The 21643-nt window shown below is 41.4% G+C and carries 15 protein-coding genes; 8 read left to right on the top strand and 7 right to left on the bottom strand.

What is annotated here, in order from left to right; genetic code table 11:
* The gene (locus PHU20_RS09275; RefSeq protein WP_274825073.1) at positions 1-666 is read left to right on the top strand and encodes a peroxiredoxin-like family protein; all 666 of its coding nucleotides are present in this window, start codon (positions 1-3) and stop codon (positions 664-666) included.
* Positions 667-766: 100 nt separating this feature from the next.
* The gene (locus PHU20_RS09280) at positions 767-1186 is read left to right on the top strand and encodes a DoxX family protein (RefSeq protein WP_274825074.1); all 420 of its coding nucleotides are present in this window, start codon (positions 767-769) and stop codon (positions 1184-1186) included.
* A gap of 227 nt (positions 1187-1413) precedes the next feature.
* Here the strand turns inward: PHU20_RS09280 and PHU20_RS09285 are convergent, their stop codons facing one another.
* A complete protein-coding gene (locus PHU20_RS09285) occupies positions 1414-2016 on the bottom strand; it encodes a DUF3575 domain-containing protein (protein ID WP_274825075.1) in 603 nt (200 codons plus the stop codon).
* A 354-nt stretch (positions 2017-2370) separates the two neighbouring features.
* Between PHU20_RS09285 and PHU20_RS09290 the strand changes: the two genes are divergently transcribed.
* Positions 2371-3804, top strand: coding sequence for an amidohydrolase family protein (locus PHU20_RS09290; RefSeq protein WP_274825076.1), 1434 nt, complete (start codon positions 2371-2373; stop codon positions 3802-3804).
* 574 nt (positions 3805-4378) lie between these two features.
* On the top strand, positions 4379-4555 hold the full coding sequence (locus PHU20_RS20095; protein WP_338040886.1) for a DUF6747 family protein: 177 nt from the start codon (positions 4379-4381) through the stop codon (positions 4553-4555).
* 710 nt (positions 4556-5265) lie between these two features.
* Here the strand turns inward: PHU20_RS20095 and PHU20_RS09295 are convergent.
* Both PHU20_RS09295 and PHU20_RS09300 read right to left on the bottom strand, forming a co-directional pair.
* Positions 5266-6288 (bottom strand): phosphotransferase, encoded by a 1023-nt coding sequence (locus PHU20_RS09295; protein ID WP_274825077.1) that lies wholly within the window; start codon positions 6286-6288, stop codon positions 5266-5268.
* Positions 6285-6794, bottom strand: coding sequence for a P-loop nucleotide/nucleoside kinase family protein (locus tag PHU20_RS09300; protein WP_274825078.1), 510 nt, complete (start codon positions 6792-6794; stop codon positions 6285-6287). Before PHU20_RS09300 ends, PHU20_RS09295 begins: the two co-directional genes overlap by 4 nt.
* A gap of 268 nt (positions 6795-7062) precedes the next feature.
* Between PHU20_RS09300 and cysQ the strand changes: the two genes are divergently transcribed.
* A complete protein-coding gene (cysQ, locus tag PHU20_RS09305; RefSeq protein ID WP_274825079.1) occupies positions 7063-7866 on the top strand; it encodes a 3'(2'),5'-bisphosphate nucleotidase CysQ in 804 nt (267 codons plus the stop codon).
* 283 nt (positions 7867-8149) lie between these two features.
* On the opposite strand, the gene PHU20_RS09310 is transcribed toward cysQ, so the two are convergent.
* Together PHU20_RS09310 and PHU20_RS09315 are read right to left on the bottom strand one after the other, a co-directional pair.
* Positions 8150-9859, bottom strand: coding sequence for a RagB/SusD family nutrient uptake outer membrane protein (locus PHU20_RS09310; RefSeq protein ID WP_274825080.1), 1710 nt, complete (start codon positions 9857-9859; stop codon positions 8150-8152).
* Positions 9860-9877: 18 nt separating this feature from the next.
* Positions 9878-13114 (bottom strand): SusC/RagA family TonB-linked outer membrane protein, encoded by a 3237-nt coding sequence (locus PHU20_RS09315; protein ID WP_274825081.1) that lies wholly within the window; start codon positions 13112-13114, stop codon positions 9878-9880.
* A gap of 523 nt (positions 13115-13637) precedes the next feature.
* On the opposite strand from PHU20_RS09315, the gene nagB reads away from it, so the two are divergent.
* Complete coding sequence (gene nagB / locus PHU20_RS09320; protein WP_274825082.1) at positions 13638-15560, top strand: glucosamine-6-phosphate deaminase; 1923 nt, start codon at positions 13638-13640, stop codon at positions 15558-15560.
* A 43-nt stretch (positions 15561-15603) separates the two neighbouring features.
* On the opposite strand, the gene PHU20_RS09325 is transcribed toward nagB, so the two are convergent.
* Both PHU20_RS09325 and PHU20_RS09330 read right to left on the bottom strand, forming a co-directional pair.
* A complete protein-coding gene (locus tag PHU20_RS09325; protein WP_274825083.1) occupies positions 15604-16314 on the bottom strand; it encodes a LytR/AlgR family response regulator transcription factor in 711 nt (236 codons plus the stop codon).
* Positions 16311-17369, bottom strand: a complete 1059-nt coding sequence (locus tag PHU20_RS09330) for a sensor histidine kinase (RefSeq protein ID WP_274825084.1) — start codon at positions 17367-17369, stop codon at positions 16311-16313. The genes PHU20_RS09325 and PHU20_RS09330 overlap by 4 nt, the downstream gene beginning before the upstream one ends.
* A gap of 113 nt (positions 17370-17482) precedes the next feature.
* Between PHU20_RS09330 and PHU20_RS09335 the strand changes: the two genes are divergently transcribed.
* Together PHU20_RS09335 and PHU20_RS09340 are read left to right on the top strand one after the other, a co-directional pair.
* On the top strand, positions 17483-19732 hold the full coding sequence (locus tag PHU20_RS09335) for a GH92 family glycosyl hydrolase (protein ID WP_420828673.1): 2250 nt from the start codon (positions 17483-17485) through the stop codon (positions 19730-19732).
* Positions 19733-19752: 20 nt separating this feature from the next.
* Entirely contained in the window at positions 19753-21630 is a 1878-nt protein-coding gene (locus PHU20_RS09340; protein ID WP_274825086.1) for a sodium:solute symporter family protein, read from the top strand.
* The last annotated feature ends 13 nt before the right edge of the window (positions 21631-21643 follow it).

The raw sequence follows: 21643 nt of genomic DNA on the forward strand, positions 1-21643 counted from the left end.
ATGTTGGAAAATAAGGAAACAACAAGTCTCAAATCCCTTTTGGAAGCGAAAAAGGCAGATTTTGAACTGAATGCCGATGCGCATAAAAAAACGGTCTATAAAGAGGGTATTGATGCCGTACGTAAAAGTGGTGTCGTCGGGAAAGCAAAGCAAGTAGGGGAGGAGGCACCCGATTTTGTCCTGAAAAATGCCTTGGGCAATAATGTGGCATTAAAGGATTACCTGAAAAAGGGGAAAGTGGTTTTGACCTGGTATCGAGGAGGTTGGTGTCCGTATTGCAATATAACCTTACAGAAATTGCTGCAGGAAGTACCTAATTTTAAAGCGAATGGGGCACATTTACTCGCCCTTACGCCAGAGTTGCCCGATCGATCGATGGATACGGCTGAAAAACATGGACTTCAATTCGAGGTGTTAAGTGATGTTGGGAATGAAGTTGCCAAATTATATGGCATCGTTTTTAAACTTACGGATGAGGTAGCGGATATTTATGATAAATCATTCGGAATGGGTAACTACAATGGCGATAATTCCCAAGAACTGCCTTTGGCCGCTACCTACATCATAGATGGGGAAGGGAAGATTCAATATGCTTTTTTGGATGCTGATTATCGCAATAGGGCAGAACCTGCGGAACTCGTCCGTTTTTTAAAGGACCTTAAATAAGGGCTGGGACGGTCCGATGTGGTCTTCCCGTATTGTAAATTCCACTTCCGTTGGAATCTTTAAATGATTTAGTTCGTAACCTATTTTAAGATATAAATTCATGAATTCTAAAACCGCTTATTTATTGGTCAGGGTAGCCGTAGGGGTGAGTATGTTCGGTCACGGATTGGTTCGTCTTCCGAAATTGGGCTTGTTCAGTGATTGGATGCTGAAATCGTTTGAAAAATCGATGCTTCCAGAGCTATTGGTGTTGCCATTTAGTTATTTTTTGCCAGTTGCTGAATTGATATTGGGGATATTCCTGGTATTGGGATTGTTTACCCGCTTAGCTTCGATAGGTTCCGCGATCCTGATGATCATGCTCATTTTCGGCTCTACGCTGATTGAAAATTGGGGAGCTTTGACACCCCAGTTCATTCATTTGGCATTTCTTGTTTATGTCCTTCAAGAAATAACCCATAACCGGTATTCCATCGATTATCGCTTGAAAAAGTATTGCTTTTACATGAATAACAAATAATACGGGTAGTTGGGGAGAGCGGATGTTCAACGTATTCGGTCAAGACCATCCCTAAAAAGTCCAACTATGGTCGCCCCTTACCAAGAATCAACGGCAATGGTTCATACGGCCGGTACTTTTTTGGTGGGTTCCCCTTAGAAAAGAAAAGAAGCATGCCCAAGCCGTCCTTAGGGGTCGGTCCTGGGCATGTCTTGGGCTAAATGCCGAAAGTCTTATTTCGCATGGGACTAAAATGAAAACCCGATCGAGAATTCCCCATAAAAAGGGTCGATGAAATCATAGGCGTCCCTATAATCCCTGATCGCCCCATTAATGGCCCCGGAACTGGGGGTTGTATCCCAATCTTCATGGGATATTCCGTATCCCAAGGCAAAGGTTAGGTTAAATCCACTTTTCCAAACCCACTTTTTACCTGCATTGAAGCCATAGCTTATGTCGGGCATGGTAAATTCAAAAGGGGTATCATCGATCATACCCTCACCTTCAAACTGTCTATATCGGGCATAGGCACCCACAAAAAATGAATTCATACGATTATTGAAGTGATAACGATAGTTCAATAAGAAAGAATACCCACTTGATTCGATATTGGCATTGGTATAGGTTTTGGGTATGGCCTCATAGTCAAATCGGGCCACCATTCCGTGTTTTTGATTATGCAGATACTCATAGTTGATCGAGTAGATGCCAAACACCACGGCTACAGGGCAGGCACTTATCGAATGTTTAAAATCTTTTTGAAAGCCGAGCGGTTCATTCGGGGCTTCTTGGGCATGCATGGCAATACCGGCCATGACTAAAAAGAGAAAGGTTTTGATTGATTTTTTCATGATTTTTCGATTTTTGATGAAACAAAGGTGAATTTAAGTGCCTTATCAATCGTCCTGATTTATAATTTAGGACGAAGTTGAAATTGCACTGACCCATATGCTGTGGTGCCCGTTTATAATAAATGTGCCCACTGGGGAATGTCATAAGTAGGGCCGATCAAAAATGGAAAAGGATAAATACGAGATCAATTTCCCAAACAGGTATTATGGTTTATGGATGCTCGAATCTGGAAAAGTTTTTTAAAATCATGGAAATTAAAAGTACATTTAAAATCATATGATATGTTTCAAATTATAAATTGGAACGACTGAACCACAGATTCATAACATCTTTGTAGCGATAAAATATGCATTATGAAGAAAATCTTAAAAACCATCTTGAAACTCATAACAGGTTTATTCTTGTTGATCATTGTTCTAGTCCTAAGCGTACTCTTGATCGACCTGGGAAATGTTGGCTATCTGAAAATAACGAACCATCCTGAAGCGGAAAACCGCAGTTATCTTATCCGCAACGTAAATATTTTGCCAATGACCATGGATACCGTTTTACGCAACAAATCCGTTTGGATAAAAAATGGGGTCATCAGTAAAATTGCCGAAGATATTGATGCGGGGGATATGGCCGTTGTCGACGGCAACAACAAATATTTACTGCCGGGTCTTACCGATATGCACGTACATGTATGGGATGATTACGAATTGGGACTCTATTTGTCCAATGGGGTTACGGCCGTACGGAATGTTTGGGGGCAACCCATGCATCTTCGAATGAAGGCGGCCATTACCCAAGATAAGATTCTTGCTCCAATGTTTTTTACCAGTGGTCCCAAGTTGACGGGTCCGGAATTCCTAGGAGACGATAACCAACAACTTTTTAGTGTGGGGGAAGCAAAGGATATGGTGGTCAAAATAAAAAACAAGGGATACGATTTCATAAAAACATATTATGGTCTGCCCCAGGATTATTTTGATGCCATTCTGGAAGAGGCTAAAAAGAGCGATTTGGATATAGCGGCACATCCGTCCAATAAGGTGCCTTATGAATATCATTTTAGATCGGGGATCGCTACGGTTGAACATGCTGAGGACATCGTGCAACAACCATTGGATTATAAGTTGGACACCTTAAAATTGAATGAAGTAGTGGCTGCATTCGGTAAAGCCCATGAAACTTCCTTCTGTCCGACTTTGACCGTATTCCATAATATTTATAATATGTTGGAGGATGATGATATCCTTAATTCAAGCTCTTTGGGTCAAATGAACCCCATGATCCGGAAAATGGACAGCAAGGCTCAGTTTGACCGCTGGTACGGCACTAAAATGGAAGATCCCGGTGTGGTAGATCGGATCAAAAACCAACATATGTTTCATTTATTGGCCCTAAAAAAGCTACACCGGGCAGGGGTCAATATCGTATGTGGAACCGATGCGGGTATCGGGGTTACGGTTCCGGGAGCTTCCATACATAGGGAATTGGAATTATATCGGGAGGCCGGACTGTCGAATTACGAAGTATTGAAAACGGCGACCGTCAACCCTTCAAAAGTACATGGGTTTATGAAAGATTTCGGAACCGTCGAAAATGGTAAGATGGCCAATTTGATTCTTGTTAACGGCAATCCGTTACAGGATTTAGCCGTATTGCAAAATCCCGAAATGGTATTCATCAAAGGGAGGAAACTGGACAGGAAAACCTTGGATGAATTTAAGACGGCGGCAACTGACCGTAGCAACCTTTTGGCCTCTTTTTTACGATATGCGGAGTTTTTGGTTTCCAAATGAAATAATCGAGGCTTGATCTAACCGGGTCTGGGCCTGATTATAGTTGTCGGCCCTTTCCGTTTCCCCTTTACTATCGAAACTGTCTGTATAACTTATGAAAAAGGAAGAATATAGAATCGGGCGCATTGTACCCTATCATTGCATGATTGGTTGTCGCTTTCCGGATATAAATGGACTCATGCCTCCTTTAAGGAAACGGGTTCGCCATTAGGGGTTTGGGTCATATCCCCACAATGAATATATGATATGGCCATACTTTAGGTGGCACCGAAATTCAATTCGGGTGCATAATTATTCCTATGGGGTATAAATAATAAAAGGGGCAACCAGGGATTGGGATATATCTTTTAACCCATTTTTATACCCTAATTCCTTTGGTTGGGAGTAACCGTTTATCCCTGGAATTTACGTTTTATCCTAAGGCATTAATAGACTGGGACTGAAATTTATTCAAGATCTTATGGGGGCTTGTGGTTCAAATTCCAGTTGGCTCCATTTTGTTCACTTTTATCGAAAAATTATCCCTGTTTTTTTAAACCGAACAACCTTTGCAATAAATCAAAACCCCCATAATATGAAGACATTTGTACTTGTTAGAGAAATTTATCTGGAAAGATTCAGAAACATTCAAAACTACCTTTTGAAATATAGTTTTAAAGCTTTTACATGGTTCACTATCGCCATGTTCGCAGTGGTTTTATACGCATTTTTATATAGGTTGTCCACAGACTTTCAATTTTCCAATTTATAATTATGGGCGAACAAAGTAACGGAAAGAAAGTGTTTTTTATTTCCGGTCTTTTGTTTGTTCTTGCTTTACTGTTATTGGTTATGATTTTAACCTTTAGATTATAGCGATTGTGTTGGGGTATTTCTAAAATAGCCCGGCAGGCGGGATTGCAATAAAAAGGTGATACGTACGGTTTTGCCCGGTAAGGGATAAGGAATGGCCCTTAGGGAAACAGCGAATTCCATTTTCCCTCCGCGCCATTTTCGGAAATCGGAAATGACAGATCATTCATTATTTTATTGGACAGTCAAATCAATTTATGGTAAGGCTATCGATTAATGAACTTTTTACATACCTTTGGGCAAATCGGGTAATTGTTCGCAATTGCCGATTGACAGGGTCGTATTCTGTGTATTGAAGGCATTTTGTAAAAGTGGATTATTGAAGCACAATCCAAAAGGGGATGAAAACAAACGTCTTTGGGTACCCAATCCTTAGATGTAAAATGAACTTATGGTAGCTGATTTTATAGTTAATGGTTAGTGTTTATAAAGCACCATAGGTCATAGGGCTCCACGCAGTGGAGCCCTTTTCTTTTGGGAAAAGGTTTGGACTCACAAACTGTATAAATGCACGGCAGTACGGCTTCTGTAGGAAGGGTACACTTAAAACGGTAAAGGCGGTAGATAAGAAAAAGGATACCTATGGCTATTGGGGCAGGGTAGTGTTGTTTATTTACGCTTTAATGCGGAATAATATAATTGATATAGTGCCAGATATTGTCGTACCAATGCCAATTCGTTTTGCCATTTGTCTTTGTCGGTATTTGTGGCCATGGCGTTGATCGCATGTATCTTCAACCTGACGTTGGCCCGGTATAATTTGTAGAAAGCGAATAATCGTTCATCGGTTTTATTCGCAATGCAGTGTATTTTGGATAGATAGTGATCAAGGAACAGTTTGGATAAATCGAAACGATCGAATCGTTCCAAGTCCATACACAAAAAAGCAATTTCATTCAGCAGATCCAATTTCCGGAAATCATCGTTAAACTCAATGCAATCAAAAATAACGGGATCTTCCAAAAGAAAGATGTTCCGGGTATGTAGGTCCCCATGGCCTTCAATGACGAAGCCCTGTTCGTTGCGCTCCTGGATCCGTTCTTTCGTTTGGTTTAAAAATCGATAGGCCCATCGGTTCACTTCTTCCAGGAATTGTCCTGTTTCTTTTCCGAAATTCCGTTCCAAAAAATCCTTTATGCTCGATATATCCTCGAACTCCCCGTAAAGTTCCTTCCAGTCTTCCCCTTCGGGAACAATGGTCGCCTCTTGATGAAAACGGGCCAATACCTCTGCCAACTTTACGATCGATCCCGATTTGACCGCGCCTTGTTCCAAAAGCATGTCCATTTGTTTTGTTTCATCCATCCGCTTCATTAAGACCGCATAGTCGATTATCGTGCCTTCGCTTCCAAGTATCCTGTAATTCCCGTTGTTTTCTGTTATGGGAATCACCTTAAGGTACATTTCAGGGGCCAGCCGCTTGTTCAGTTGTACCTCTTTTTCACAATAGACTTTGCGCTTTTCCAAGGTTGAAAAATCCAAAAAGCTGAACCTGATCGGTTTTTTTATTTTATAGACATATCGATCGGTAAGTATGACCCAAGAAATATGGGTCACGATCAGTTTGATGCCATCCGTAGGATAAGGAAAAGCTTTGTTGTCGATAATATGGTTGACCTGATCATGAGTCATTGTTCCAGGAACTTGATGACTTTATCGACCAAATCGGGGAATTCTTCCCGATCGGTAAATACTTGCAGGTATTCCTCTTCCATAGGGTCGAATTGTTCTTTTATCTTTTGATAAACAGGGTAATCGGCTTCACTGTACAGTCGCTTTTTCGATATGCGTTTTTTTACGCTCTCCGCTTCGGCGCAAACTTCGATCCATTTCACGATAAAGCCAAATTCCTTGGCCAGGTCTTTGAATTTTTCTCTCAGTTCCCGTTTATAAAACGTTGCATCCACAATTGTGCTTTTACCCCTATCAAGTTCCAACCTTGTCAGGCGTAGCATCTCATTGTAAATCAATATTTTATTTTGGTCATCGTATTTATGGGACTTTCCCCTAAAACTTCTAATGATATCGGTATTGTAATGTTTGATCCCCAAATGGCTGGCCAAAAAAGAAGCAAAGGTGGTCTTCCCCGTACCGGGAAGTCCGAAAACGGCAATCAATATGGGGCGTTTTAAAACCATATCCAAAATAAATTAATTTTGGGCATTGACGCACTGATCGATATCATGTCAGTTGCCCCATAGGGGCGCTATTTTTATTCCTGGCATTTGCCTAGGATTGCCGGTTACACTTATTGGGTTCGTTTTAAGGGGGGGGGGATAAATCGGTAGTTACTTAGGTAATACGTTTGGGGTGTTGATGACCGTTGCCATAAAATCAAAAAGATTTTGGGTATGGTCAATTTATGTTGACTGAAGACAGAAAATCACAAGCAAATACTTTTCGATCATGATGAAGAACTACCTTGAACTATCCATAAAAGCCGCTATTGCGGCAGGAAAATCCATTATGGAGGTATATAGGAATAGGGAGATTGAAGTGGAACTCAAAAAAGACCGATCCCCTTTGACAAAAGCCGACAAGCTTTCGAATTCCGTGATTCATGAATTTTTGCAACTTACACACCTACCAATTATCAGTGAGGAAAATAAGGAAATTGATTATAGTGTCCGACAGCATTGGGAAAAATTATGGATTGTCGATCCCTTGGATGGGACCAAGGAGTTTGTGGATAGGAACGGTGAGTTTACGGTGAATATAGCACTTATAGGGCAGGGGAAGCCGCTATTGGGCGTCATTTTCATACCGGTCTCCCGAACACTTTACTATGCCGATGTTACACAAAAGAAAGCTTATAAAGTTGTGCTCGACGAAAATTTCACCCCTTTGGAAAATTGGTTTCTAAATGCACTGAGTTTAAAACCTGCAAAAAGGAAGACAAGGGAAACCATAATCGTCGGGAGTAGGTCCCACATGAATAAGGAAACCGAGGATTATATTGGACAATTGCGGGAACGATATGGTCCCATCGAATTTGTTTCTAAAGGAAGCTCCCTTAAGTTTTGTATGGTGGCCGAGGGGGGAGCGGATTTTTATCCCCGGTTCGGTCCTACCATGGAATGGGATACCGCCGCTGGGCAAGCCATATGTGAAGCTGTTGGCCTTAGTGTCATTTCCCAGGAGACCTTACAAGGCCTTACCTACAACAAACCCAATGTATTGAATGGCCCTTTTATCGTTCAAAGGCAGTGATCGGTTACGGTACCACCGACCATTCCTTCAAATCGTGTTTTCTGTAGGATACAGGTGGTTTTGGTTCTTTCCCTAGGATGTTGGGAATAAACCGGCCCATACCCAGTAGGGCATGGCACTCCTTTAATCGGGACTGTTTTTGACTTTCTGCCCGTTACCAATAAAAAAGGGCCCCATTAGATGGGACCCTTTACCTTATGGAGGATTCAAAACACTAACCATTAACTAAAAAATCAGCTGCCATAAGTATGTTTTATGCCAATTGGCATATAGGAACTATTCACTACCACCCTGGGTTTTGGGTAAGGTTGGGGTTAAGTATCAGTTCATCCAACGGTATCGGTTGTAAATAAGCTTTACTTTCGTCAAAATTGTAATTGCCCGTACTGGCAAATGGTAAAATAAATCCTTCAGAGTCCAAACTGGCATCCTCGGCACTCAATGTCTGGTTTACAATACCATCTTCCAAATAAGCACCTCTTGGCTGATCGCCATCAAACAGGCTGTGGGCCCTCCATCTATATAGGTCATCGGCCCTAAATCCTTCGGCCATCAACTCTACAGAACGTTCCCTACGTATTTCATACAAAACATCGGTCAACGTATAACCATAATTTGGCCAATCCTTATCAAAGGTAATGCTACCTAAATTCATATGGGGCATGCCTACCCTGTCCCTTAATAAATTAATGGAAATGTCCAGATCTGATTGTGTTATTGTACCTAACTCTGCTTTAGCTTCGGCAAAGATCAATAAGGCTTCGGCATATCTGAAGATGATCCTTGAAGTATCTTCGGTGAAATCACCATAATCCGAATCGTATTCCACATTCCTGTATTTTTCGGACTCATAACCGGTTAAACTGGTATTCGTACCATTGAAATCGGGGTATTCCCAATAATCCTCATCCCCATTGGCATCAATTTCGATCAAATCACCGGGAACCATTAGGGTTGCTGCCAATCTCGGATCTCTATTCGTTTCTATTTTTGATAAGTCCGTGTTGCCTTGATATCTTGTACTTGCTGAAATCGGATCACCATCATCACATAAATAACTGTCTATGGCAAATTTGGTATACCCACAACGGTTAGGCCATTGTTGTTGTAAAACGTTGGCAATACTTAACGTGATCGAGTTGTAGTCCCTCCAAAGCATGACCTCACTATTTCCACTATAACCTACTTGGTTGAATAAAGTTTGGTAATCGCTGTATAAGGAGAATACACCACCGTTCATTACATCTTCGGCAGCATCGGCCGCTATTTGCAAGAATGAAGAACCATCTGAACCATCAACACCGAAATCGGTACCACTATGATATCTTTCCCATGTTCCTTCATAAAGGGCAACCCTAGCTTTGAACAGTTGGGCTACTTCTTTACTTATCCTAGGATGACCGGATATGTCCGGGAAGGATTGCAATAATGAAATCGCGGTGTCCAAATCGGAAATGATGAATTCGGCAACTTCATCCCTGGAATTCCTTGCAGCATAAATATATTCTTCATCGGTATTGTCAAAATACTCTGGGAAAATGGGGAGGTCCCCATAACTTTGCAATAAATTGAAATAATAATAGGATCTAAAAAAATAGGCTTCCCCGGTATATTGATCGATAAGGGTTTCATCCCCTTCAGCTTGATCGACATGATCCAATAACCAGTTAGACTCCCTTACTTCATCCCAACTCCAAATGGAAGAGGTAGCCGAAGTGGGAACTTCATAGCTTAAGCCACTCAATCGATTACTGGGTTCCTGTGCGGTTCCCATATCGGAATACATATCGGGTAAAATGTTAAATCCTATGGAAAGGGCTGACCAACCTGGCAAATCGTTGTAAAAGCCATTTACTGCGGCCTGTAGATCTGAAGGCGTACTGTAGAAGGTAACTTCAGAAACTGAATCTAAGGGAGTTCTATCCAAGTAATCTTCACATGAAGTTGAAAATAGAATCGTTCCTAGAATAAATATTTTAAATATATTTTTCATGATTATTTAATTTTTTATTTAGAATGATAGATTTACACCCAAAGAAAGTATCCTTGATAATGGGTAGGATTGTGCACTACCTGTCAATCCTGATGTATTCGTTTCAGGATCGAAGAACATCAAATCGGTAAAGGTGAATAGGTTTTCCCCTGTAGCAAAAATCCTTAGTTTATCTACACCGAACCTATTGGTAACATCATTCGGGATGGTAAAACCGACCTGTAGGCTTTTTAACCTTGTATAAGCGGCATTTTGCATCAATCGATCCGTACTATAGCTATAGTTCTTGTTATTTCTACCTCCACCATTCAAATAAGGGGTAGGAAAATAACCATCGGTGTTTGCCCCTAAAGGACTGGTAGTATCTTCCGGTCTGAAATAATCCAAGTGACCTTCCCATACAAAGGCGTGGAACGGACCGTTGGCAGGACCTCTAAAACGTTGCTGGCTACCAAAAGACAAATCGCGTTTACCGACACCCTGTACCAAGGCATTGAAATCCCAGTTTTTGTAATTCATACCTAGGGTTACCGAATATTGGTAGCGTGGTGTTGAGTTACCGATCACGCCGTAATCCCCAGTATCACCGTACACATAATTACCTCGGTCTATGACATTGTCCCCGTTAAGGTCTTTGTACTGGATATCCCCTGCAACACGTGACCAGCCGGTTATGAACGAATAGTCGATATTTGAAGTGACTTCCGTAGCTGCTTCATCCGTTAAGAACAGACCTTCGGTCTGGAATCCCCAGATATCTCCCAAGTCCTGACCTTCAAAATAGTTGGTCAAGGCTTTTGTGTCATTGGGGTATTCTACGATAGATCGTTTATAGTCACTTAAAACGGCTCTTATACTATATCCGAAATCACCTAATTTTTGTCTCCAAGTAGTTTCTACTTCCCATCCTTGTACCCTTGATGTTCCAATATTCGTTAAAGGGGCTGAGGTACCTAATTGAGCGGGTAAATCGGCTCCTTGGGCCGCCATACCTTCAATATCGGTACGGTACCAAGAGAAACCTAGATCAAGTTTACCGGTAAAAGCAGTTAGATCAAATCCAATATCGGTTGTTTTAACTTTTTCCCAAGTTAAATTCTCACTGGATATGTCCGGTGTTTGTGAAAAGGTCAAGCGTTCCCCATCAAATAGGTAAGAGGTTCCGGCCGTGTTCAACTCTATGGTCGAAAGGTATAGGTAATTATCAACATTTTGGTTACCCAGCGTACCATATGAACCTCTTAGTTTAAATGTACTGATGGCATCAATAGGCCAAAATTCCTCTTTGGCAACATTGTATCCTGCGGAGAAACTTGGGAATCCTGCCCATCGGTTATCCGGTTCAAATCTGGAAGAACCATCCCTACGGTAACTGAATTCAAATAAATACTTCTCTTGATAGTTATATCTAAACCTACTGAATACACCTACGGTTGACCAATGGGATATAGCTTCACTTACCGTTTGATCATCATCCAATGATGCGTTAAGTGAAATAATGTTATTACTGATCAAATAGTCCGATGAGGCGCCAAGGGCATAGTAATTGTTGACCTCACTTTGAAAACCTACCGTAGCATGTAGATTATGGTCGTTAATCGATTTGTCATAGGTTGCGAAAATATTAGGGGAAAAGTATTCGTTGATCGCAACGGTCGGACTGTATGAAGTTGATGCTTGTGATACTTTGTCGACAAGGCCATTAGGGACGACGGTCTGACTGGCCAAGATATTTATCTCTTGGAAGTTGTTGTCCCTTTTGTAATTGAAATTGGCATTTATCCTAAGTCCGTCGAAAGGCTCGATAATGATCCTTGGTGAAAGAACGATTTGATCGTTTTCCGTTTTAACACGCTGATAATCCCAAAATGGATAGTAGGTGTGTTGTAGTAATTCCAAACCATAAATGGGGTCGTACTGTGGTAAGGTGGGTTTGATTTTCGTAATCAGATCCAATACCCTTGATTTGTTCCAAAATGTAGTGTTACTGTTAGCTTCAGTTGGGAAATCGGTATAACTTTTCCTGTATTTACTCAATAATTCCAAGGTTAACCAATCATTAACCTTACCGGATATCTTGGCATCTAAATTATACCTTTGATAAGATTCATCCCCAACCTTTAACAATCCGTCTTCATCATAAATACCGGCGGACAAATAAAAATTCATTTTTTCAGTTCCTCCGGTTATATTTACGCTATGTTTTACTCTTTGCGCCCATTTTTTCATGATGATCTCATCCCAATCGGTCGCAGCAGTACCTTCAATACCGATGGTGCCATAATCCCAACCATTTCCTGAAGCGTTGGATACTATTGTCTGTGCACTGCCTGGACTTTCCATATTGGCCATGATGTTGGCTAAATCCGTTTCATCATAATAGGCCGATTGGTTGTTGTTCGTTCGGGCATCATTGATGGTATAGGCAAAATCTATGGGGCTGGCACTTTCTGGCCATATCGATGGTTGGGTGATCGAATAGCTACTGTTGTAGTTCACTTTGATCTGCCCTTGTGAATTTTTACCACTTCGAGTGGTTACGATAATCGCACCAGCAGCGGCCTGGGAACCATAAATAGAGGCTGCGGCAGCATCTTTCAGAACGGAAACCGATTGAATATCCTCTGGGTCGATGTCATTTAAACTCATTTCAATTCCATCGATAAGTACCAATGGCTCGGCATCGCCGATACTCCCTGTACCACCACTTGTGACAAAACCACGAATATTGATATCCGAAGAAGCACCAGGCTCACCACCAGAAGAAGAGTTGGATATTACAAGGCCGGGGGTTGTACCTTGTAACGATCTAAAAGCATTTGCAGTAGGTCTGTTTTCAAAAACCTCTGAACCTACTTGGGAAACCGCTGCTGTTAGGTTGATCTTCTTTTGAGTACCATAACCTACAACAACGACCTCATCCAACATGGCAACATCTTCTTCTAGTTGAACCTTAATGGTAGACTGGCCTTTAACACTGACTTCTTTTGTGATAAAGCCGATGTAGGATACTACCAAAACTGCGTTGGGGGAACTTAATTGCATGGTGAAATTACCGTCAAAGTCAGTAGTAATACCATTGGTGGTTCCTTTTTCCACCACACTGGCGCCAGGTAAAGGCATACCATCCAAGGTGGTTACGGTACCACTGATCTGTTGTTGTTGAACAATGTCAACAGCGTTCTCAAATGCCAGTACGGGATTTGCGGTTAAACCAAATGTAACTGCACAGCAAAAATAAATAAGAGCTCGCACGGAGGGAATTTTAGTCCTTTTTTTTGTATGAAAAAGACTCGATAATTTGATTTTCATAAGATTGTGAGTTTAGTATTTTACTTGAATAAAACGTTTGTAATTTCTTGTCATTAGTTGCATTTTCATTGACTCTCGTTGGTTTTAATTGGTTCCTAATTTGATGCTATTGTTATATGTTGCTAATTTTTAGTTAAAGAAATTGGGTTTGAGCCCGTTTTTTTAACAATTTTTTAAACTTATAAATTTCCTCTACTCGAAAAATTAAAATTTCGACCAATAGCACCTGCCCTTCGATAAATAATGGATTTTGTCGTTTATCGCAATAATCGAATTTAAAGGGAATTGTTTCCTGATGCTCCGTGGTGTTCAATAAGTTGTTGTTTATGAGGTACTTTGGGGTTAACTGGAAGTGTGTGGTGTTTAGGGATTTGTCTAAGGCCTATGGTTGTTGGTCGAAATTTTAGGTTTGGAAAGAAGTGTAAAAGATATTTTTAACTATCAAATAAATCTAAAAGGAATCTTAATGGGTGCAGAACTAATAAAATACACGGCAGCAGGTAAAATTGAAGAAACGCGTTTTGAGAAAATCCATAATGTTATTTTCGAATCATCGGATGAGGCTTCTTTGGTCGTGGCCCGGGAAATTGCCGATTTGATCAAGGAAAAGCAAGCTTTGGGCAAACCATGTGTTCTGGGTCTGGCAACAGGTTCTTCCCCGGTAAAGGTTTATGAGGAATTGGTAAGGATGCATAAGGAAGAAGGTTTGGGGTTTTCCAACGTGATCACTTTCAATCTTGATGAGTATTATCCAATGCAACGGGATAACATTCATAGTTATTACTATTTCATGCATGAGCACCTTTTCAACCATGTGGATATTTTACCCGAAAATATCAATATACCCAGTGGTATAGTGAGCAGTGAGGATCTATATCAATATTGTATCAACTATGAAAATAAAATAAAATTACTCGGTGGATTCGATTTTCAGTTACTGGGGATAGGGCGAACAGGTCATATAGGTTTTAATGAGCCCGGTTCCCATTTTAATTCAGGTACCAGAAGTATTACGCTTGACCATATGACCAGGGTCGATGCCGCCCCGGCTTTCTTGGGTATTGAAAATGTGCCTCGCAAAGCCATTACAATGGGCGTCGGAACGGTAAGAAGTGCCAAAAGGATCGTATTGCTCGCATGGGGGATCAGCAAGGCCGATATTCTTAAAAAAACGATCGAAGGGGAAATTTCCTCCCATGTGCCCGCAACGTATTTGCAAGAACATGATAATACGACTTTTGTGTTGGATGAAGGGGCTTCATCGGAGCTTACAAGAATAAAGACCCCTTGGCTTGTAGGGTCTTGTAAATGGACGGAATCCTTAAAGTTAAAAGCCGTTGTTTGGTTAAGTGAAATGACGGGAAAACCATTTTTGAAGTTAACCGATAAGGATTACAATGATCACGGAATGTCCGATTTGTTGTCACTGGAAGGAACTGCTTATGATTTGAACATAAAAATGTTCAATGAAATGCAGCACACCATTACGGGATGGCCCGGAGGGAAACCCAGGGCAGATGATACCTATCGTCCTGAAAGGGCAGAGCCCGAAAAGAAAAGGGTCATCATATTCAGTCCTCATCCCGATGATGATGTGATTTCCATGGGTGGTACTTTCGATAGATTGATCCAGCAAGGTCATGAAGTACACGTGGCCTACCAGACTTCCGGGAATATTGCCGTTTCCGATGTCGAAGCTTTAAAGTTTGCTGAAGTGGCCAATGTATTGGGTGCAAAACTCAAGGAGGCAAAAACCATTATCGATAAGCTCGCCGTGAAGACCGGGAATGAGATCGATTCCATTGAGGTACGCCAATTAAAAGGGTTGATCAGAAGGAGTGAGTCCTTGGCCGCAACACGTTATTTGGGTCTAAAGGATAAAAACGTACACTTTTTGGATTTGCCTTTTTATGAAACAGGGACTATAAAAAAGGGCAATCTCTCTGGCGCGGATATCGAAATTATGTGTAATATAATTGAAGAGATAAAACCACATCAAATCTACGCGGCGGGCGATTTGGCAGATCCACACGGGACCCATAAGGTGTGTTTGGATGCGTTATTCAAGGCTTTGGATGTCCTTAAATATGATGAGACGCATAAGTTTATGGAAGATTGTTGGGTCTGGTTGTACCGTGGGGCTTGGCACGAGTGGGAATCCTATGAAATTGATATGGCGGTTCCCATGAGTCCGGATCAAGTGCTTAAAAAACGACATGCCATATTCTGTCATCAGTCCCAAAAAGATGGTGTCATGTTCCAAGGGGATGACAGCAGGGAGTTTTGGGTAAGGGCCGAGGATAGGAATCGATTGACCGCTAAGAAATACAACGCCTTAGGCTTGGCAAATTATGAAGCCATTGAGGCTTTTAAACGATATCATTATTAATAACCTACTATCTATATGGTCTACGGCACTATGATTTTTAATCTTATATTGATGAATCGAGTATTTTTTGCTTTACTTCATCAATATAGGATTTGCCTATGACATATCTCAGACCTTCGATTTCCACGCTATTGCCTTCAACGGCATCTATTTTATTGATAGCTACGGTATACGATCTATGTATGCGTATAAAATCTTCGCTGGGCAAAAGGTCCGTGAAATTTGTTAAAGTGCTATGGATGATATACCTGCCTGTGGTAGTGTTTATTTTTAAATAGTCTTTTAGCGATTCCACGGTCAATATTTCGTCCAAAAAAATCTTCTTCATTTTCTTTTTGTCTATTTTCACGAAAATGAACGGACGCTTTTCGGCCTTGCCCAAGGAGGTGTTCGTATTTTTGAGTCTTCTGTTGACTTTATTGAGGGCTTTCATGAACCTTGGGAACTCAAAAGGTTTCACCAAGTAATCGATTACGTCCAATTCGTAGGTTTCCAAGGCAAACTCGTCATAAGCGGTGGTAACGATCAAAAGTGGGGGGTCTTCCAAGCTCTTTATAAAATTTATACCATCCAATACGGGCATGTTGATATCCAAAAAAATGACATCGACGGTGTTGCTTTTTAGAAAGTTCAGGGCATCTACCGCATTATTGAACGTTTCCGATATTTCAAAATCGTCCAATTGATCCAAGTAGTTTTTTATAACGTTGATTGCAAGGGGCTCATCATCGACTATCAGACATTTTATCTTCATGACACCTTTATTTTAAGTTTTACGACAAACATGCCGTTTTTGTTTCTCATCATCAATTTATAATCACTGGGTTGGTATCCCAGTTCCAATCTTTTCTTTACATTTTCCAAACCGATTCCACCGTATTGATCGGAAATGTTTTCTTTGTTCTCGGGTTGTTTTGGGAGTGGGTTGGTGATGGTAAAATATAGCCAATCTTTCTTGATTTCGAAATCAATGGTGATCTTTACTTCCCCGATGTTCTTGCGTACACCGTGTTTAAAGGCATTTTCCACAAATGATAACAGGAGAATGGGCGCTATTTTCTTGCCTTGGATATCTCCGGAAATCGACATTTCAATCTCTAATTCATCGTTGTGGCGAACCCGCTCCAGATCCAAATAATTTTGGATGCAGAGGATTTCATTTTGCAAGGATTGCTTTTTGCCTTTTGTCTCGTAGAGCAGGTACCTCATCAATTCCGAAAGTTTTAAAATGATTTTCGGGGTCTTTTTGGATTGTACTACGGCAAGGGAGTAAATGTTGTTAAGGGTATTGAAGAAAAAATGGGGGGAAATCTGGGTCTTTAAAAAAAGCAATTCGGTTTCCAGTTGGGCCTTTTCAAGATTGGCGACCCGTTGATTTTCCTGCAAAAAATCCATCGTTATTTTTATGGCGGTCACGAAGGTTATTACATAGATCTCGCCGATCATCATGTCAATGATGTAATTAATGGTGATACGGTCTATTTCCCTTACTTCTGGCCAGACATTCGTGCTGATCAAATAGTAGGTCAGGTTGAATTTCACGACAACCATCAGAAAGATGGTCGATAGTGTTGCCACGATATAGGTGAAGTACTTTTTCTTAAAGGCCAATTTGGGCATTAATACATAAATGTTCAGATAAGCCAAGAACATATGGATGGGGAAACCCAATAAGGTGGTTTTCAGGGAGTATAAATAGTCTCCATGAATTCCTCCCCAACGTATTACCGTAATGACAAAGTAGACCAACCAGAAAATGACATGGTGTCTGGGTAAAATGCGATATAGGCGATTGGATTCAAAATTCATTTTCCGAATAAGGTTGTTTTTTTGGTGTTTAGCTATGTTTAGCCTACGTCGGTCTAAATTACTTTCAATACTTATTTAATATATGAATTTTTAAGTTAGATAACTTAACTAACATGTATTTTATGAGATACTTTGCGCTATTTTTCTTTTTGGCGGTTTATATGGTTGGCTGTAAAGAAAGGGCTTTCGACAAAAGTACGGAACAGGAATTACTGACACAATATATTGACCCTTTTATCGGGACTGGAGGCCATGGGCATACTTATCCCGGGGCCACCGTTCCCTTTGGTATGCTGCAGGTCAGCCCGGTAAACGGAATAAGTGATTGGGATTGGTGTTCCGGGTACCATTATTCGGATTCAGTAGCCGTGGGCTTTAGTCATTTGAGTTTGAGCGGAACGGGTATTGGGGATTTGGCGGATATCATCTTTATGCCGATAAACAGAAAGGTTGACTTATTGCCAATGCCGAAATCCCGGGATTCCTTATCGTATAGGTCTTCCTATTCCCATAAGAACGAAGAAGCGATTCCAGGGTACTATCAAGTTTATTTGGAAGACCACGATGTCAATGTCGAATTGACCACATCTTTACGTACGGCCTACCATAAATATACTTTTAAAGCGGATGATGAACAATCCGTTGTGGTCGATTTGGGTTTTGCGATCAATTGGGATAAGGCGGTGGGCGCTTCATTGCAAATAGAGGATCCATATACCATAAGTGGATACCGTTTTAGTACCGGTTGGGCAAAAAATCAAAAAGTGTTTTTTACGGCCAAATTTTCCAAACCGATCACTGAATATGATATCGTTTCGGATAAAAAATCGGTGGAAGGCGATCTTGGGCAAGGGGTAAGGACCGCAGCCCAATTGTTTTTTGAAGCGGGGGATGCCGATGAATTGTTGGTTAAGGTAGCGTTATCGTCTGTAAGTATCGCCAATGCCAAGGAGAACTTGGAAGAGGGGGCTTTTGATTTCGAAGGGACCAAAAAGAAGGCCAATGATTCTTGGGAAGACGCCTTGTCCAAAATTAAAGTCGAAACTACTGCAGATTCGTTAAAGACCATATTTTATACCGCCATGTACCACACCCAAGTGGCCCCGGTTACCTACAGTGATAAAAACGGACAGTTTAGAAAAGAAAATGACAGCATTGTAAGCGCAGAAAACTTTACGGCCTATTCCACGCTTTCGTTATGGGATACTTTTAGGGCAGAGCAACCATTACTCACTTTGATCGCTCCCGAGAAAGTTTCGGATATCATCAACAGTATGCTGGCGTATTATGAAACCAAGCATATTCTACCTGTTTGGACCCTTTATGCCAATGAAACCAATACGATGACCGGGTACCATTCGATCCCTGTTATCGTCGAAGCTTATTTAAAGGGTATAACGGGATTTGATGCGGAAAAGGCATACGAGGCCATGAAGGTGACCATGATGCAGGATGAACGCGGATTGGCCCCTTATAAAAAGTATGGTTACATCCCCTATGACGAATTGGATGAGTCGGTTACCATTACTTTGGAATTCGCCTATGATGATTGGTGTGTCGCCCAAATGGCAAAGGCCTTGGGGCAGGAAGAGGATTACCGATTCTTTATGGATCGTTCTAAGGCCTATGAACATTTGTTTGATGGCGATACGGGTTTTATGAGGGGGAAATCCAAAGATGGCAAGACTTGGAACGAACCTTTTGATCCCAAATATTCGAATCACAGGGAGCATACCGATTATACCGAAGGTAATGCATGGCAGCATAGCTGGTTCGTTCCCCACGCGGTTGAGGATTTGGCCCAACTGCACGGTGGGAATGATGTGTTTACCCAAAGATTGGAGCAATTGTTTACCGAGAGTTCCGAGATTACAGGTAGTAATGTTTCGGCAGATATCTCGGGTTTGATCGGTCAGTACGCCCATGGAAACGAGCCTAGTCACCACATAGCCTATATGTTCAACCATGCCGATAAGCCTTGGCGAACCCAATACTGGTCGAGATACATATTGGATACACAATACAACACAAGCCCGAATGGTTTGAGTGGAAATGAGGATTGTGGCCAAATGAGCGCTTGGTATGTTTTTAGTGCCATCGGTTTATATCCTATGAACCCGTCTTCTACCTACTACGAAATAGGGAGTCCGATCTTTGAAAGATCGACCATCGAAATTCCGGGCGGAAAAACTTTTACGGTGGAAGCCGAGAATGTTTCGGATACCAACATTTATATCCAATCGGCAGCATTGAACGGTGAACCCTTCAACACTACCTCAATTTCACACCAAACCCTATTGGACGGGGGCGTGCTTCATTTTGTTATGGGGGATACACCTAATAAGGAATGGGGAACTGACTAATACGGTTAAGGAGAGCATTAATGGATAGCATAGACGTTTTAATCATAGTATTGTATATCGTATTGACCCTTGGGGTTGGTATCTGGGTATCTAAAAGGGCCTCCAAAGGGTTGGATTCTTATTTTTTGGGGGGTAAGAGTATTAAATGGTACTATTTAGGGTTAAGTAATGGATCGGGAATGTTCGATGTTTCCGGTACGGCCTGGATGGTCGGACTTTTGTTCCTCTATGGGGCGAAGAGCTTTATGTTCATGTGGATGTGGCCCATTTGGAACCAAGTGTTCATTATGGTCTTTTTGGCGATTTGGATCAGGCGTTCCAATATTATGACCGGATCGGAATGGATATTGACACGATTTGGGGATGATAAAGCAGGAAGGGCATCACATTTGATAGTCGCGATATTTGCCGTTATCGCTTCGATTGGTTTTATCGCGTATTTTTTTGAAGGCGTAGGGAAATTCATGACGGTAATTTTGCCGTGGGATGCCACCTTGACCATTAACGACTTTATGTTGTTGACTTCCAGTCAGTCGTATGCATTGTTGATCATCTTTTTGACGACTATTTATACTATAAAAGGCGGTATGTTCTCCGTGGTCGCCACTGAGGTTTTACAGTACCTGATCATGGTAATTGCCGGAATCCTGATTGCTATATATGCTTTTGTGACCGTAACCGATGTTGAAATACATTCCATTATTTCAACGGAATGGAGTACTATTTTCTTCGGAAATACCCTCGAAGGTTCTTGGCAAGGGAAATTCGAGGCTTTTAATGACCTTGTCGATACCCAAGGGTATAAAATGTTCGGTGCCTTTATAGGAATGTGTCTGTTTAAAGGATTTTTTGCGAGTGTGGCGGGACCCACGCCGAGTTATGATATGCAACGGATCCTATCCACTAGATCTGTAAAGGAAGCCGCTTATATGAGCGGCTTTACCAATCTTATATTATTCATTCCGAGGTATTTGTTGATTACCGGTATCGTAGTACTCGCTTTGGTGTATTTGGCTCCGGAAATGGCGGTTTCTTCGGATTTGGGCTTGGGGGATCTTGAAATTATTTTGCCCAATGTCATCAATAACCATGTGCCGGTCGGTATTAAGGGACTTTTGTTGGCTGGATTGTTGGCTGCATTCATGTCTACTTTTTCCGCATTTGTGAATTCCGGGCCGGCTTATATCGTCAACGATATTTATAAAAAGTATTTTAAATCCGATGCCCAACCAAAACACTATATTCGGGCAAGCCATATCGCTTCTTTCGCCATCGTGATTTTGGGGGTTACCATGGGCTTTTTTGCCGATTCGATAAACTCCATTACCTTATGGATAACCAGTGCGCTTTACGGGGGGTACGTTGCGGCTAACTTTTTGAAGTGGATATGGTGGCGTTTTAATGGCTGGGGATATTTCTGGGGAATGACTTCCGGACTTATCATCGCCACGTTACAGTTCTTGTTGGATCAGAACAAAGGCAATTTTGAAGTGGGGACCATGCTATATGATTTGGCTAAAATTCCGGCTATTTACATCTTCCCGATCATATTTTTTGTTTCCCTGGCAGGTTCCTTCTTGGGAACGCTATTGACGCCGGCAACGAATATGAAAGTGTTGAAGGCGTTCTACCATAATGTTCGCCCATGGGGTTGGTGGGATCCCGTTTACAGAGAATTGAAAACCGAAAATAATGCTACGGTCAAGAACACCGGTTTTTGGATGGATATGTTCAACTGTACCATAGGTATTATTTGGCAATCCAGTATGATATTGTTGCCCATATACTTCATGATCAGGGACTATCCCAAAACATACGTCACCTTAGGGGTGTTTATGGCAACGACCCTTATATTGAAATACACGTGGCTCGATAAAGTAAAAAAGATTCAGGACTAACAATTAAATGATG

It is taken from the genome of Maribacter polysaccharolyticus (genome assembly GCF_028882255.1).
Classification (GTDB): Bacteria; Bacteroidota; Bacteroidia; order Flavobacteriales; family Flavobacteriaceae; genus Maribacter_A; species Maribacter_A polysaccharolyticus.

Coding starts and splice junctions, on each gene's coding strand:
- PHU20_RS09300 (WP_274825078.1), bottom strand. CDS start 6,794: ATGGTTTTAAAACGCCCCATATTGATTGCCGTTTTCGGACTTCCCGGT.
- PHU20_RS09330 (WP_274825084.1), bottom strand. CDS start 17,369: ATGAATTTTGAATCCAATCGCCTATATCGCATTTTACCCAGACACCAT.
- PHU20_RS09325 (WP_274825083.1), bottom strand. CDS start 16,314: ATGAAGATAAAATGTCTGATAGTCGATGATGAGCCCCTTGCAATCAAC.
- PHU20_RS09295 (WP_274825077.1), bottom strand. CDS start 6,288: ATGACTCATGATCAGGTCAACCATATTATCGACAACAAAGCTTTTCCT.
- PHU20_RS09290 (WP_274825076.1), top strand. CDS start 2,371: ATGAAGAAAATCTTAAAAACCATCTTGAAACTCATAACAGGTTTATTC.
- PHU20_RS09335 (WP_420828673.1), top strand. CDS start 17,483: ATGTATTTTATGAGATACTTTGCGCTATTTTTCTTTTTGGCGGTTTAT.
- cysQ (WP_274825079.1), top strand. CDS start 7,063: ATGATGAAGAACTACCTTGAACTATCCATAAAAGCCGCTATTGCGGCA.
- PHU20_RS09285 (WP_274825075.1), bottom strand. CDS start 2,016: ATGAAAAAATCAATCAAAACCTTTCTCTTTTTAGTCATGGCCGGTATT.
- PHU20_RS09275 (WP_274825073.1), top strand. CDS start 1: ATGTTGGAAAATAAGGAAACAACAAGTCTCAAATCCCTTTTGGAAGCG.
- PHU20_RS09310 (WP_274825080.1), bottom strand. CDS start 9,859: ATGAAAAATATATTTAAAATATTTATTCTAGGAACGATTCTATTTTCA.
- PHU20_RS09280 (WP_274825074.1), top strand. CDS start 767: ATGAATTCTAAAACCGCTTATTTATTGGTCAGGGTAGCCGTAGGGGTG.
- PHU20_RS20095 (WP_338040886.1), top strand. CDS start 4,379: ATGAAGACATTTGTACTTGTTAGAGAAATTTATCTGGAAAGATTCAGA.
- nagB (WP_274825082.1), top strand. CDS start 13,638: ATGGGTGCAGAACTAATAAAATACACGGCAGCAGGTAAAATTGAAGAA.
- PHU20_RS09340 (WP_274825086.1), top strand. CDS start 19,753: ATGGATAGCATAGACGTTTTAATCATAGTATTGTATATCGTATTGACC.